Below are 12,511 nucleotides of genomic sequence, written 5' to 3'. Positions count from 1 at the left end.
GGGTGAGAAAGTGGAAGTAAGCAAAATAAATTTTAATCAAAAAACTACTGTAGCAAGGAGTGATAGTGAAAACACATCAGATGATTTTAAATCAACATTAAAAACATTTATGCTCGAAAATAAAAACATTGAAGAATCAGACAAAGATTTAAATTCTCAAAGTCATAGCTTGAAACCTGAGGAGATAGATTCTCTAGAGAAAGATTTAGATGATTTGGATAATATAACAAACATGTTACCTTTAATTAGCAACTTGAATCTAATCCCTTTAAGGGACAATTCATTAGATATAAATGCATCTCAACTAAAAGAAAAACTATTATCAGAAGAAGACAATATTAAGGTGAATAAGTCTGGAACATATGATTTAGAAAATATTCTATCAATAGCAAATAGCGCAGAAGCATCCAATGAGAATCTAGAAAAAACGATGCCTATAGGTAGATTAGTCATTGAAGATGACGCGATTAATAAAGTAACGCTAGATGATAAAACTGATAAAATAAGCAAGACAGACAAAGAAAGCATAAAAATCGGTAAAAATTCTTTTAATGAGAATAATTCGAAAGACAGCACCTTGTTAAACACTCAATCTTTAGGAGAAGAGATAAAAAATCCAAGCAAACTCCTCGAAAAAGATAGCCAAAATACAACTGATTCAAGGATGCAGTTTAATGAAGAAGTCAAAACTACAAAAGATAAAGTCGACAATATGACAAAATTGGATTTACAAATCCAAAAAAGCTTTGATAACATTTCTACATCTAGATTTGATAACAATGTTAGGAGTTTAAATTCAGAAATAAAAAATTTAGAGTCAATAAAAAATGCAATAATTGACATACAGAAGCCTAAAACAGATGGAGATATAGCTTCTATAAATATTAGACTTAAACCAGACAATTTAGGACAACTAAGCATTGACTTAAAAGTAGAAAATGGAGATTTAAAAGCTATAATGATGGTTCAAAGCGAAAGCACAAAAAATGCAATTCTCAATAAGATTGACGAACTATCAATCAGCTTGATGAAACAAAATATTACCATTTCAAAATTTGAAGTAAAAGTTGTAAATGACAGTTTAAATTTTGAGTTTGCAAAAAATCAATCAAATTTCAACCAGAATTCAAATGCTAGCGACAGCAACAGGCAAAACAAACATTATTGGAATAAGAATAGCAATGAAGACATTCAAGCATTAAAATTCCCGCAATTTAATGATAACAACGTTGTAGGAGTAAATATTCTTGCATAGGAGGTGGCAATGTGGAAGTCAGAGGAATCGACAATACTACAGCTAATACAACTGAGATTAATAAAAAATCTTTGTCTATCGATGATTTTTTGAAAATCATGGCAGCTGAAATTAAAAATCAAAATGCATCTGGAGGCGACAGCGAAGGAGGAAGCAAAACAGATTATTTAACTCAAATGGCACAATTTACCATGCTTGAGCAACTAACACAAATATATGAATCAATAAATCAAGTTAACATGCTAAACCAAGCAAGACTTGTAGGCAAAGAAGTTAAAATCTACTCTGAAGAAGGAGATATAGTCGGAGTTGTAGACAAAGTAAAGTTTGCAAATAACAATGTCTATTTACAAATAAATGATACAGACTATCCTATAGGATTATTAATAGAAGTATCAGGCGAGGTGTAAAAATGGACATAAGAATTCAAAACAACTTACAGATACAGAATGATTTAAATAAAACCAAAAAGACAGATTCAACTAATTCTTCTTTTAAAGCAATACTAAATGAAGCAATAGCAGAAAAAAAAGAAGTAAGCATATCAAATCATGCTATTCAAAGGATGAACGAAAGAGGAATCAGATTAAACAACAAAGACATTGAAAACTTAAACACTGCTATAAATGAATTAGAAGAAAAAGGGGCAAAAGAAAGTTTGATTCTTTACAAAGACTTGGCTTTCATAGCAAGTATTACAAATAGAACAATAATTACTTCTATGAACAATTCTGAAGTTTCAATTGTAACCAACATAGATAGTACAATGATTGTAAAATAATGGCTGGACCTTATGGGAGCCATAGATTCGCTGACTGACTGAAGCGAACAATTCAAAGGAGGATATATAAATGTTAAGGTCATTATATTCAGGTGTAAATGGAATGAAAGGCTTTCAAACTAAGATGGACGTTATAGCAAACAACATAGCAAATGTAAATACTACTGCATATAAATCAAGCAGAGTAAGATTTCAAGATATGTTAAGCCAAACTATGGCAAATGCTCAAAGTCCTTCGACGAATGGATTAGGTGGTATAAATGGCAAGCAAGTTGGACTAGGTGTTAAAGTTGGAGCAATTGATATGATGATGACAGACGGAGCATTGCAACCAACAAATAGGGGATTAGATTTTGCCATTGAGGGAGAAGGATTTTTTGCAGTATCGCCTGATAGTACTGGAAATACAAAGTATTATACCAGAGATGGGGCATTTTTCACAGATTACGAAGGAAATCTAGTAAATTCTAATGGAGAAAGAGTGTTAGGATATATAATAACAGGTATGACAAAGGATAACACTACAAATGTTCATAATTATCCAGATGATCCAGCAACACCTACTATTGATGAACCAAATGGAACTAATGATTTGAGTAAACTAAAACCAATGGTCATACCTGAAAAACTAAAAGTGGGTGCAAACACACTTGACTTGGAAAGCTACTCTATTGATGGATCAGGTAATATTGACGGTGTATACAGCGATGGTAAACCTTATCGGCTTGGTCGTATAGGAGTAGTTGGATTTAAAAACCCAGAAGGCTTAGAAAAAATTGGAAACAACAATTATGTTGCTTCTAACAACTCTGGTTTGCCAGAAGCTGGAAGTGCTGGTAAAAAGGGATTGGGAGTAATCAGACAAGGATTTCTTGAAATGTCAAATGTCGATTTAGCTAATGAATTTACAGAAATGATTATTGCTAGTAGAGCATATCAAGCGAATTCAAGAAGCATCACAACCTCTGACGAAATGCTTCAGGAGCTAATAAATTTAAAGAGATAATAGTTGAATAATTATCGCATCTTAGGCTTTAAAGCCTAAGATGCAAACTGGAGGAGAATATGATTAGATTAACAACAATCAACGGAAATCCTTTTTATTTAAATTGCGATTTGATTTACAAAATAGAAGCGGCGACTGATACCATAGTAACGCTTGTGGACGGCAAAATATTAAGAGTGAGCGAAGATCCAGAGCAAATAGTGAACAAAATAGTAGAATACAAGCGAAATATATTTTCAAAATTAGTGGAGGTTACTTATGAAGAAGAATCTAGTACCAACGATAGGCTTGATAGCTGGGATGGCTCTGATAATATGGTCGATCCTGCTGAGCGGGAACCTAAATAACTTTATTGACATTCCATCTATTATAATTACAATTTTTGGATCTTTTAGTGCTCTTTTAATAAGCTTTCCTTTTAAAACATTAAAAAACATACCAAATGTTTTAAAAATGCTTTTGAGCTCACCCGGGAATGAAAGAATGGAGCTTGTAAGTTTATTTGCCGAGTTATCAAGAAAAGCAAGAAAAGATGGACTACTTGCGCTAGAAGATGAATTGGATAAAATCAACAATCCATTTTTAGTTTCAGGTCTTCAACTTGTAATTGATGGAGTAGAGCCAGATAGCATAAGGGATATATTAGAATTAAAAGCGGAAACAATAGAAAGAAGACACTCTACAGGCCAAGCGGTGTTTTTAAAGTGGGGCGAATTGGCGCCAGCGTTTGGGATGTTAGGAACTTTAATTGGGCTTATTATAATGCTTGCTCAACTAGACGATCCAAGCAAAATTGGTGCTGGTATGGCTACAGCGCTTGTAACTACTTTTTATGGTTCTTTAATGGCGAACTTGGTTTTTATACCTATAGCATCAAATTTAAAAGTTCAGACAGAAGAAGAGCTTTTTACTGCAGAGATGATAATAGAAGGGGTTTTGGAAATTCAGGCAGGAACAAATCCTAGATTGCTTGAAGAAAAATTAGTATTGTATCTAGCTCCTAGGGAACAAAGAGATTCAAAGAATAAAGCTAATAAACTTCCTGGAGACGATAGGTCGAATGAGGCGATAAACAATGGCTAGAAAAAAATTAGGCAAAAAAGATGAAGCTGGTGGCTCTCCATCCTGGTTAACTACTTATTCTGATCTTATGTCGTTATTACTGACGTTTTTTATATTGCTGTATTCAATGTCAAATATAGATGCGCAAAAATTTAAAAATATTGCTTATTCGTTACAAGCTGCGCTTTCAGGAAAGGGCAGTGATTATATATTTGACAATAATGGAACAGATGATAATGCATTACCACCCATAACAGAAGATGATGAAGTCGAAGGAGAGGATATAGTAGAAGACGAATCAATGTTGAATGAGCCTATTTCACCTAATATAGTAAATATGTACAATAAAGTTGTTGATTATTTAGTCAAAACTGACTTACAAGCTGAAGTGTCTGTTAGAATGCAGTCTGAAGGAGTCTTTGTAGAAATAAAAGATGCGATTTTATTTGAATCAGGAAGCGCTAGACTTAAAGATTCAGGGGTTGAATTATTAGACAAGTTAGAAGGGCTGCTGAATGATTTTGATAATAAAATAGTTGTAGAGGGGCATACAGACAATGTTCCATCAAATACTTACCTTTATCCAACAAATTGGGAGCTCTCAACTGCTAGAGCTGTTTCAGTTTTAAGGTATTTAACAGAGCAAAAAAACATAGATCCAAAAAGACTTTCAGCTAGAGGATATGGAGAATATTCGCCAATAGCGCCAAATGATACGCCTGAAAACAGAGCGAAAAATAGAAGAGTAAATCTTTTAATAGTATTTGAGGAGTAGATAAAATGACAGAGACAACAAAAGAAGTAAAAAAGAAGAAATCAAAATTAAAGTTGATAATTATAATAGTTCTAATAATTGCAGTGCTATTTCTAGGTGCTTTTATTTACCTTAAAGTCACAGATACAACAATAGCTGACATCATGAAATCTTTCGATAAAGAAGAACAATTGACAATGAGTCTGGATGAATTTGTAGTCAATTTAAAATCTCCTGCAAATATGAGAAGCTACCTGAAGGTAAAAATTAGTCTTATGTATACTGATAGCTCAAAGACTGAGATGCTGATGATAAATACGAGCAAAATTAGAGATATTATTTTAGACAATCTAAGAGAGCGCGAATATGAAGAAGTGACTACCAATGAAGGCATTGATGCATTGAAGAAGGATATCATTGAAGAATTAAATAATACATTTGGCGAGCCAATAATAAAAGAATTGTACATTACCGATATTATTGTCCAGTAGGAAAGAGGAAAACCATGGATATACAGATGCTACTTTCATTTTTCAAGATGATCTTTGTGTTGATATTAGTAATAATTATTGCAAATATCTCATTAAAGTATTTAAATTCTAAAATAAATAAAAATGGCAGAATGATAAAAGTTGTAGAGAAGACAAGTGTGGACGCACATTCTTCGATAGGAATAGTTCAGATTATGGGCGACTATTATCTAATGAGTTTTACCGAAAAAGAGAATAGCATATTAAAAGATCTATCAAAAGATGAAGTGGAAGAATATTTATCTAAAAGTAAAGCTAATGCCAATTTTCGCAAAAACAGCATAGATATAAGTAAATTTATTAAGAGGTATAAAAGTGAATAAACATTTTAAATATTTATTACTGGGATTAATTTTAATAATAGCACTTCCAAATTTTACTTATGCAACAGGTTTAGACAATATTACTATAGGCAACGATGCAAATGTAACTGTAGACTCGGTCAAACTTTTGATTTTTATGACAGTTTTAACATTAATTCCATCAATACTTATCATGACAACAGCCTTCACCAGAATCATTGTTACACTGTCGTTTTTAAGAAGTGGACTTGGGTCTCAACAAACACCACCAAATCAAGTCTTGATCGGTTTAGCATTATTTCTGACCTTTTTTATAATGCAGCCAACAATACAAACAATAAAGGCTGATAGCTATGACCCTTTTATAAAAGACGAGATAACACAAGAAGAAGCAATTCAAAGAGCTGAAGTTCCACTTAAAGAGTTCATGCTCAAACAGACTAGAGAAAAAGACTTAGCACTATTTTTAAGGGCATCTAACAGTGAAAATGTATATGAACCTATGGATTTGCCAATAAGTGTGGTTATTCCTGCTTTTGCGATAAGCGAGTTGAGAACTGCATTTAGCATAGGATTCATAATATACATACCTTTTCTTGTAATCGATATGGTAGTTGCAAGTATTCTTATGTCAATGGGAATGTTTATGTTGCCGCCTGTGCTTATTTCTTTGCCATTCAAACTATTACTATTTGTACTAGTGGATGGATGGTATTTAGTAATAGAGTCTTTAATTGAAAGTTTTATCTGATGGGGGATATAAATGACACAAGCTTTAGTTTTAGATGTACTTAAAAACGCTTTTTTAACTATAATAATAGTTTCGCTACCTGTATTATTAACCTCAATGGTTGTTGGATTGATTATAAGTATTTTGCAGGCTACAACTCAAATACAGGAACAAACTCTTAGTTTCGTTCCAAAACTAATTGCAGTCATGTTAGCGATAGTATTGTTTGGCAACTTTATGTTAAATAGAGTGTTAGAACTTACGAATAGTCTTTATGCTTTAATTCAAAACATAATATAGGGGTAAAGACATGAGCATACAATTGCAAAAAGTCATTTTAATTTTGATGAGAATCACATCGTTCATTGTCATAAGTCCAGCATTTTCTTTAAAGGGACTTCCAAACAGCATGAAAATTGGATTATCTACTGCTCTGACATTATTCGCCTATTCATCAGTCGTAGAATTTATACCAGTTACGAACCTATTTGTTTTTTTCACATATGCTATAAAAGAGGTGCTAATTGGACTTGCGATGGGTTATGTAACAAATTTAGTCTTTACAGCGTGTGAAATGGCAGGGCAACTTATTGATTTCCAAGTTGGGTTTACTATGGCTACTGTATATGATCCCATAACAGGAAATAGTGTGTCTAATTATGGGAAAGCTTATTATTGGATTGCTATTTCTGCACTTTTTTTACTGGACATGCATCATTATATGATTAACGGTATTATTGAATCTTTTAGACTAATCCCTTTAGGGACATACATTTTTGATGGATTAGAAGTAGAAGCTGTTGTAAAGATATTTGGAACCGTATTTGAAACTGCATTGAACTTTGCTGCTCCAATGATAATTGTCCTACTTGTATCAGATGCTGTGCTGGGAATAATTTCAAGAACTGTTCCACAGATTAATGTGTTTATGCTTGGCATGCCTGTAAAAGCTTTAGTTGGTTTCGTAGTTTTTTTGGTATCCATTTCTTTTGTTTTAAGTAGAAGCGGAGAGATTGTAGGTCAGATACCAGCTTATTTTAAAGGTTTTATGAATATGATAAGTTCGATAAACAGGTGATAATAAATGGCAGATAAAGAATCAAAAACAGAAGAAGCCACCCCGAAAAGGCTTAAAGATGCAAAGAAGAAAGGTCAAGTAGCAAGGAGCTCTGAATTAGCTCCAGCTGTAAGTTTAATTGTTTTTGCAATGACAGCAAGTTTTCTTGCTATGAGTTTATTCAGAAACAGCATATTATTTGTTCAAAGTAGTTTAAGAGAGGACTTTGGAAGAGAAATTACAACTAGTAATATATCAACTTTTTTGCCAAATTTAATTGATTTACTCATATTAATACTCCCATATTTAATTATAGGGCTTGTTGTAGGGGTAGCAGTAAACATAGTTCAAACTGGGTTGTTGTTCACTACAAAACCTCTTAAACCAGATTTTAACAGAATAAATCCCATAAGTGGATTTAAAAATATATTTTCAAAAAAAGCTGTTTTTAGCTTAGCAAAAAATGTAGTAAAATTAATTTTAGTCATATTTTTGGCATACAATTATCTATCTAACGCATTCAAAAAAATATTAAATGCAGGAAGCATTGGAACAGAGAAACTTTTTCCTTTTATAATGCAGTTTGTTGTAGACTTAGTAATAAATATTGGAATTATCATGTTGGGAATAGCCATAGTTGACTACATATTTCAAAAGAGAGATTATAAAAAGAATTTAAAGATGACTATGCAAGAAATTAAAGATGAGTACAAAGAGATGGAAGGAAATCCTCAAATAAAACAAGCACGTTCTCAAAAACAGAGGCAAATTGCTTTAAGCAGAATGATGAGTGCAATTGAAAAATCAAATGTTGTTATTACTAACCCGACGCATATTGCAGTTGCAATTAAATACGATGAAAAGGAAGACAATGCACCAGTTGTTGTAGCTAAAGGAGTAGATTTTTTGGCTCAAAAGATAAAGGAAAAAGCAAGAGAAAATAAAATACCAATTATAGAAAATAAGGAATTAGCAAGAGCCATATATAAAGATGCTGAGGTAGGGGATTATATACCTGTAGAGCTATATAAATTAGTTGCAGAAGTTTTAGCATATGTTTATGACTTAGAAAAAAAGAAAAAAGGTAGAATTTAATTGAGGGATAGATATGAGAACACTATTTAAAAATGTTTCAGAAACTTTTAGTAAATATACAGAAGCAATCATTGGATTTTTAGTAGTCGGCATTATTGGGATAATAATCATACCAATGCCAAGTTTGCTTTTAGATTTTTTATTGGTTTCAAATATTACAATTGGAATAATCATACTTTTACTTACTTTATCAACTAAAAATGTTTTAGAGTTTTCAACTTTCCCAACTTTATTGTTAATTACTACTCTTTTTAGATTGTCATTAAACATATCTTCTACAAGACTTATACTCAGTAAAGGGGATGCAGGCAATGTAATTAATGCATTTGCAAATTTTGTCACTGGCAATAACTACATTGTTGGAGCGGTAATATTTGTAATCATTGTTATCGTACAGTTGGTGGTTATTACAAATGGTGCGAGTAGAGTGTCTGAAGTCTCCGCAAGGTTTACATTGGATGCAATGCCCGGTAAACAGATGGCTATAGATGCCGATTTAAACACAGGACTAATTGATGAGCAAACTGCAAAACAAAGAAGACTAAGCTTACAGAGAGAAGCTGACTTTTATGGAGCGATGGATGGAGCTAGCAAATTTGTTAAGGGAGATGCTATAGCCGGTATAATCATAACTGTAATCAATTTAATAGGCGGAATACTTATTTTCACGCTACAACATGATTTATCCGCTATGGAAGCAATTGATAGATTTGGGAAACTAACCATAGGAGATGGGCTTGTAAGTCAAATACCCGCCTTGTTGATCTCAATCTCATCAGGTATACTAGTCACAAGGTCTGACGATGGAAACACATTTGGAAAGAGCTTGACAAAAGAAATTTTTTCCACACCGGATGTCTTGATGGTGGCATCAATTGTATTGCTAGTAATATCGCTAGTTCCTGCATTTCCAACAATTCCATTTTTAGTTGTAGCACTTTTGATTGGAAGTGCTGGATATTTATTGAAGCAGAATGAAAAGGAACAAGTTCTCATTGCAACAGATATGGAAAATATGACATTAACTACTAAAAGAGAAGAAGAGCGAGAAGATTTAAAAGTTTCGCAAGTAGAACCGATAGCGCTTGAAATAGGGTATGGATTAATACCATTAGTGGACGAAAGCAAGGAGGAAAACTTAGTAAATCAGATTACAGCTATTAGGAGACAATGTTCTAATGAGCTAGGTATAATAGTAAATTCAATAAGAATTAGGGACAATTTACAATTACCTCCTAATGAATATGTCATTAAAATCAAGGGAAATACAGTTGCCAGAGGAACAATATATCTAAACAAGTATATGGTGCTCGATCCGGGAAACGGAAAATTCAATCTCGAAGGAATATCCACAAAAGAACCGGCGTTTGGAATTGATGCCATTTGGATAGATGAAAGTCAGAAGGACAAAGCAGAATTAGAGGGGTATACCATAGTTGAGCCATCGACAATTTTAGTCACTCATTTAAAAGAAGTTATTAAGAGTCATAGCCATGAACTATTAGGCAGGCAAGAAGTAAAACAATTATTGGATATGGTAAAAGAAAAATATGATGTGGTAGTGGATGAACTTATTCCTGATATAATGACATTGGGCGAAGTGCAAAAAGTATTACAAGGTTTGCTAAAAGAAAATGTGCCGATTACAGATTTAGTTACCATACTTGAGACACTAGCTGATAACGCACCAATGATTAAGGATACAGAAATGCTTGTGGAACAGGTAAGACAAGCACTCAAGAGAACAATAACAAAAAGCTATCTGAATAGCGAAGGAAAGCTTCCTGTTATAACAATTCATCCTAGCATAGAAGAAATAATTAGTGAAAACACACAAAAGACAATGTCTGGCTCAATACCAATTTTAAAGCCTGAAATTATAAACAAGATATTTGATAATTTGAACAAGGCTGTTGAACAATGTCAGATAAAAGGAATTGATCCAGTTATTCTAACTTCGCCTAAGATTAGAATTGCCTTTAGAAATCTGATATCATATAATTTTCCAAATTTGCCAGTTATTTCTATAACAGAGATACCAAACGAGATAGATATAGAAGCAGTAGGAATGGTGGATAAAATATGATTATTAAAAAATATATAGTTAAAGACATGAAAGAAGCATTTGTGAGGGCAAGATATGAATTAGGGTCAGAAGCTATCCTAGTTGATCAAAGAAATATTAAACAAGGTGCTAAATTGAATCCGTTTAAAAAGAAATACATTGAAGTAACTTTTGCATTAGAAGAGGAAAAAAATCAAGTGTTAAATGACGATACCAAGGCAAGTGAAATCATAACAAATACAAAGAAAAAAAATGACATAAAACTTAGCATAGATAATGAATTGGCAAAAGAAAAGCTAAAGCACTTTTGTTTACTGCATGACAAGACTCCGGAAAATTTGTCAACTGATGAAAAAAAACAATTTTTAGAAATTCTTTTAAAAGACACTACATTTAACGACAAGAAGGAACTTTCGAAAATTAACATTTTAGTTGGGCCAACGGGAGTTGGGAAAACTACAACTATAGCAAAGATAGCTGCAAGAGAGACTATAATCAACAAAAATAAAGTTGGTCTGATAACCATAGACACTTATAGAATAGGAGCAGTTGAACAATTAAGGACATATGCAAGAATTCTAAATATACCATTTGAGATTGCCAACGATATTGTAGAAATGGAAGGCAAACTTAAGAGCATGACGGACTGCGATATAATTTTAATAGATACTTTGGGAATGAGCCCGAATGATGATAAAAAACTATCTGAAGTAAGCAAATTTATTGACAAATGTTACTTAGACTATAAAACTTTTTTAGTAATAAGCATGACTACTGATAAAAAAGCTATAGACAATATATTGGAAAGATACATTTTGCTAAACTATGATTCAATAATACTTACAAAGATAGACGAAGCTCTAGACCTATCGAATTTATGGTACATATTGAACAAAAGCTCTAAACCTATTCAATATCTCTGTAATGGTCAAGATGTGCCTAATGACATCAAGGAAGTTAATATAGATACTATTTTTGAGCTGTGCGAAGGAGACCTAATCTTATGATAGACCAAGCCTCTAATTTAAGAAAAATGGTTGACAATGGTTTTGCTAAAGATAATATTTGTAAGAATATAAAGATATATTCTGTTTTAAGTGGTAAAGGTGGTGTTGGTAAGACTAATTTAAGTGTCAACCTTGGGATAAAATTAAATCAAAAAGGGAAAAAAGTTCTCTTAATAGATGCAGATGTAGGGATGACTAATGCAAATATAATACTTGGGATACCAGTAAGAAACAATTTGTTTGACTTAATTAGAGGAGATAAAACCATTAATGAAGTCATAACAAAAAGCCCTTATGGAATTGATTTGCTATCTGGCGGGTCTGATCTATTGGAAATGGAGAAACTTGATAAAGAAAAACAAAAATGGGTACTGGACAATTTATTGGAATTTGGGAATTATGACATTTTAATAATAGACAATGGAGCGGGCATGACAAAACAATCAATTGCTTTTTCACTTCTATCCGATGAAATAATTTTAATAACTACACCTGAACCTACTGCACTTACAGATGCATATAGAGTAATAAAAGTAATATCGAATAACAGCATTAAAGACAAAGTGAAGGTCATAATCAATCAAATAGACAATAGATCAACTGGTGACGATACATTCAATAAATTGTTAATGACTGTAAATTCTTTTTTAAACATAGATATTGAAAACATTGGATATGTATATAGTGATTTAAGGGTAAACAAAGCAATAATGGAGCAACACCCCTTTGTAATCAAATATCCGAACTCTTTAGCATCAGAAAGCATAGAAATGATATGTTCTAAATTAATCGATGACAATTTGCACAAGAATAATATATCGACTGTAAAAGAATTGAAAAACAAAATTTATAGGATTTTTGGGTGAT

The 12,511-nt window shown here is 32.4% G+C and carries 16 protein-coding genes; all 16 read left to right on the top strand.

The window, feature by feature from the left end:
- The first annotated feature begins 10 nt into the window (after positions 1 to 10).
- The 16 genes from BO51_RS04270 to BO51_RS04195 all read left to right on the top strand — a co-directional run bounded on the left by BO51_RS04270 (position 11) and on the right by BO51_RS04195 (position 12,510).
- Positions 11 to 1,255, top strand: a complete 1,245-nt coding sequence (locus BO51_RS04270; protein WP_496484293.1) for a flagellar hook-length control protein FliK — start codon at positions 11 to 13, stop codon at positions 1,253 to 1,255.
- 11 nt (positions 1,256 to 1,266) lie between these two features.
- Entirely contained in the window at positions 1,267 to 1,665 is a 399-nt protein-coding gene (locus BO51_RS04265; RefSeq protein ID WP_496484291.1) for a flagellar hook capping FlgD N-terminal domain-containing protein, read from the top strand.
- A gap of 2 nt (positions 1,666 to 1,667) precedes the next feature.
- Complete coding sequence (locus tag BO51_RS04260; protein WP_496484289.1) at positions 1,668 to 2,036, top strand: TIGR02530 family flagellar biosynthesis protein; 369 nt, start codon at positions 1,668 to 1,670, stop codon at positions 2,034 to 2,036.
- Positions 2,037 to 2,106: 70 nt separating this feature from the next.
- Entirely contained in the window at positions 2,107 to 3,042 is a 936-nt protein-coding gene (locus BO51_RS04255; RefSeq protein ID WP_496484287.1) for a flagellar hook-basal body complex protein, read from the top strand.
- A gap of 59 nt (positions 3,043 to 3,101) precedes the next feature.
- On the top strand, positions 3,102 to 3,389 hold the full coding sequence (locus BO51_RS04250; protein ID WP_496484285.1) for a flagellar FlbD family protein: 288 nt from the start codon (positions 3,102 to 3,104) through the stop codon (positions 3,387 to 3,389).
- Positions 3,301 to 4,125, top strand: coding sequence for a motility protein A (locus BO51_RS04245; RefSeq protein ID WP_496484283.1), 825 nt, complete (start codon positions 3,301 to 3,303; stop codon positions 4,123 to 4,125). The genes BO51_RS04250 and BO51_RS04245 overlap by 89 nt, the downstream gene beginning before the upstream one ends.
- Positions 4,118 to 4,879 carry an OmpA/MotB family protein gene (locus BO51_RS04240; RefSeq protein WP_496484281.1) on the top strand — a complete coding sequence of 254 codons (762 nt, stop codon included), beginning with the start codon at positions 4,118 to 4,120 and terminating at the stop codon, positions 4,877 to 4,879. The genes BO51_RS04245 and BO51_RS04240 overlap by 8 nt, the downstream gene beginning before the upstream one ends.
- A gap of 5 nt (positions 4,880 to 4,884) precedes the next feature.
- A complete protein-coding gene (locus BO51_RS04235) occupies positions 4,885 to 5,349 on the top strand; it encodes a flagellar basal body-associated FliL family protein (protein ID WP_496484279.1) in 465 nt (154 codons plus the stop codon).
- Positions 5,350 to 5,363: 14 nt separating this feature from the next.
- The gene (locus BO51_RS04230; protein WP_496484277.1) at positions 5,364 to 5,711 is read left to right on the top strand and encodes a flagellar biosynthetic protein FliO; all 348 of its coding nucleotides are present in this window, start codon (positions 5,364 to 5,366) and stop codon (positions 5,709 to 5,711) included.
- Positions 5,704 to 6,441 (top strand): flagellar type III secretion system pore protein FliP, encoded by a 738-nt coding sequence (gene fliP, locus BO51_RS04225; RefSeq protein WP_496484275.1) that lies wholly within the window; start codon positions 5,704 to 5,706, stop codon positions 6,439 to 6,441. Before BO51_RS04230 ends, fliP begins: the two co-directional genes overlap by 8 nt.
- 12 nt (positions 6,442 to 6,453) lie before the next feature.
- Positions 6,454 to 6,720 (top strand): flagellar biosynthesis protein FliQ, encoded by a 267-nt coding sequence (gene fliQ, locus BO51_RS04220; RefSeq protein ID WP_496484273.1) that lies wholly within the window; start codon positions 6,454 to 6,456, stop codon positions 6,718 to 6,720.
- Between the two features lie 10 nt (positions 6,721 to 6,730).
- On the top strand, positions 6,731 to 7,498 hold the full coding sequence (gene fliR / locus BO51_RS04215) for a flagellar biosynthetic protein FliR (RefSeq protein ID WP_496484271.1): 768 nt from the start codon (positions 6,731 to 6,733) through the stop codon (positions 7,496 to 7,498).
- A gap of 6 nt (positions 7,499 to 7,504) precedes the next feature.
- A complete protein-coding gene (flhB, locus tag BO51_RS04210; RefSeq protein ID WP_496484269.1) occupies positions 7,505 to 8,572 on the top strand; it encodes a flagellar biosynthesis protein FlhB in 1,068 nt (355 codons plus the stop codon).
- Positions 8,573 to 8,585: 13 nt separating this feature from the next.
- The gene (gene flhA, locus BO51_RS04205) at positions 8,586 to 10,658 is read left to right on the top strand and encodes a flagellar biosynthesis protein FlhA (protein ID WP_496484267.1); all 2,073 of its coding nucleotides are present in this window, start codon (positions 8,586 to 8,588) and stop codon (positions 10,656 to 10,658) included.
- The gene (locus tag BO51_RS04200) at positions 10,655 to 11,644 is read left to right on the top strand and encodes a flagellar biosynthesis protein FlhF (protein ID WP_496484265.1); all 990 of its coding nucleotides are present in this window, start codon (positions 10,655 to 10,657) and stop codon (positions 11,642 to 11,644) included. Before flhA ends, BO51_RS04200 begins: the two co-directional genes overlap by 4 nt.
- Complete coding sequence (locus BO51_RS04195; protein ID WP_496484263.1) at positions 11,641 to 12,510, top strand: MinD/ParA family protein; 870 nt, start codon at positions 11,641 to 11,643, stop codon at positions 12,508 to 12,510. Before BO51_RS04200 ends, BO51_RS04195 begins: the two co-directional genes overlap by 4 nt.
- Position 12,511 lies beyond the last annotated feature (1 nt).

The organism is Soehngenia saccharolytica DSM 12858, from assembly GCF_059568515.1.
The sequence above is the reverse complement of the archived record's forward strand: the minus strand, read 5'-3'. Positions and strand labels throughout refer to the sequence as shown.

Coding starts and splice junctions, on each gene's coding strand:
- BO51_RS04260 (WP_496484289.1), top strand. CDS start 1,668: ATGGACATAAGAATTCAAAACAACTTACAGATACAGAATGATTTAAAT.
- BO51_RS04255 (WP_496484287.1), top strand. CDS start 2,107: ATGTTAAGGTCATTATATTCAGGTGTAAATGGAATGAAAGGCTTTCAA.
- BO51_RS04250 (WP_496484285.1), top strand. CDS start 3,102: ATGATTAGATTAACAACAATCAACGGAAATCCTTTTTATTTAAATTGC.
- BO51_RS04245 (WP_496484283.1), top strand. CDS start 3,301: ATGAAGAAGAATCTAGTACCAACGATAGGCTTGATAGCTGGGATGGCT.
- BO51_RS04240 (WP_496484281.1), top strand. CDS start 4,118: ATGGCTAGAAAAAAATTAGGCAAAAAAGATGAAGCTGGTGGCTCTCCA.
- BO51_RS04235 (WP_496484279.1), top strand. CDS start 4,885: ATGACAGAGACAACAAAAGAAGTAAAAAAGAAGAAATCAAAATTAAAG.
- BO51_RS04230 (WP_496484277.1), top strand. CDS start 5,364: ATGGATATACAGATGCTACTTTCATTTTTCAAGATGATCTTTGTGTTG.
- fliQ (WP_496484273.1), top strand. CDS start 6,454: ATGACACAAGCTTTAGTTTTAGATGTACTTAAAAACGCTTTTTTAACT.
- fliR (WP_496484271.1), top strand. CDS start 6,731: ATGAGCATACAATTGCAAAAAGTCATTTTAATTTTGATGAGAATCACA.
- flhB (WP_496484269.1), top strand. CDS start 7,505: ATGGCAGATAAAGAATCAAAAACAGAAGAAGCCACCCCGAAAAGGCTT.
- flhA (WP_496484267.1), top strand. CDS start 8,586: ATGAGAACACTATTTAAAAATGTTTCAGAAACTTTTAGTAAATATACA.
- BO51_RS04200 (WP_496484265.1), top strand. CDS start 10,655: ATGATTATTAAAAAATATATAGTTAAAGACATGAAAGAAGCATTTGTG.
- BO51_RS04195 (WP_496484263.1), top strand. CDS start 11,641: ATGATAGACCAAGCCTCTAATTTAAGAAAAATGGTTGACAATGGTTTT.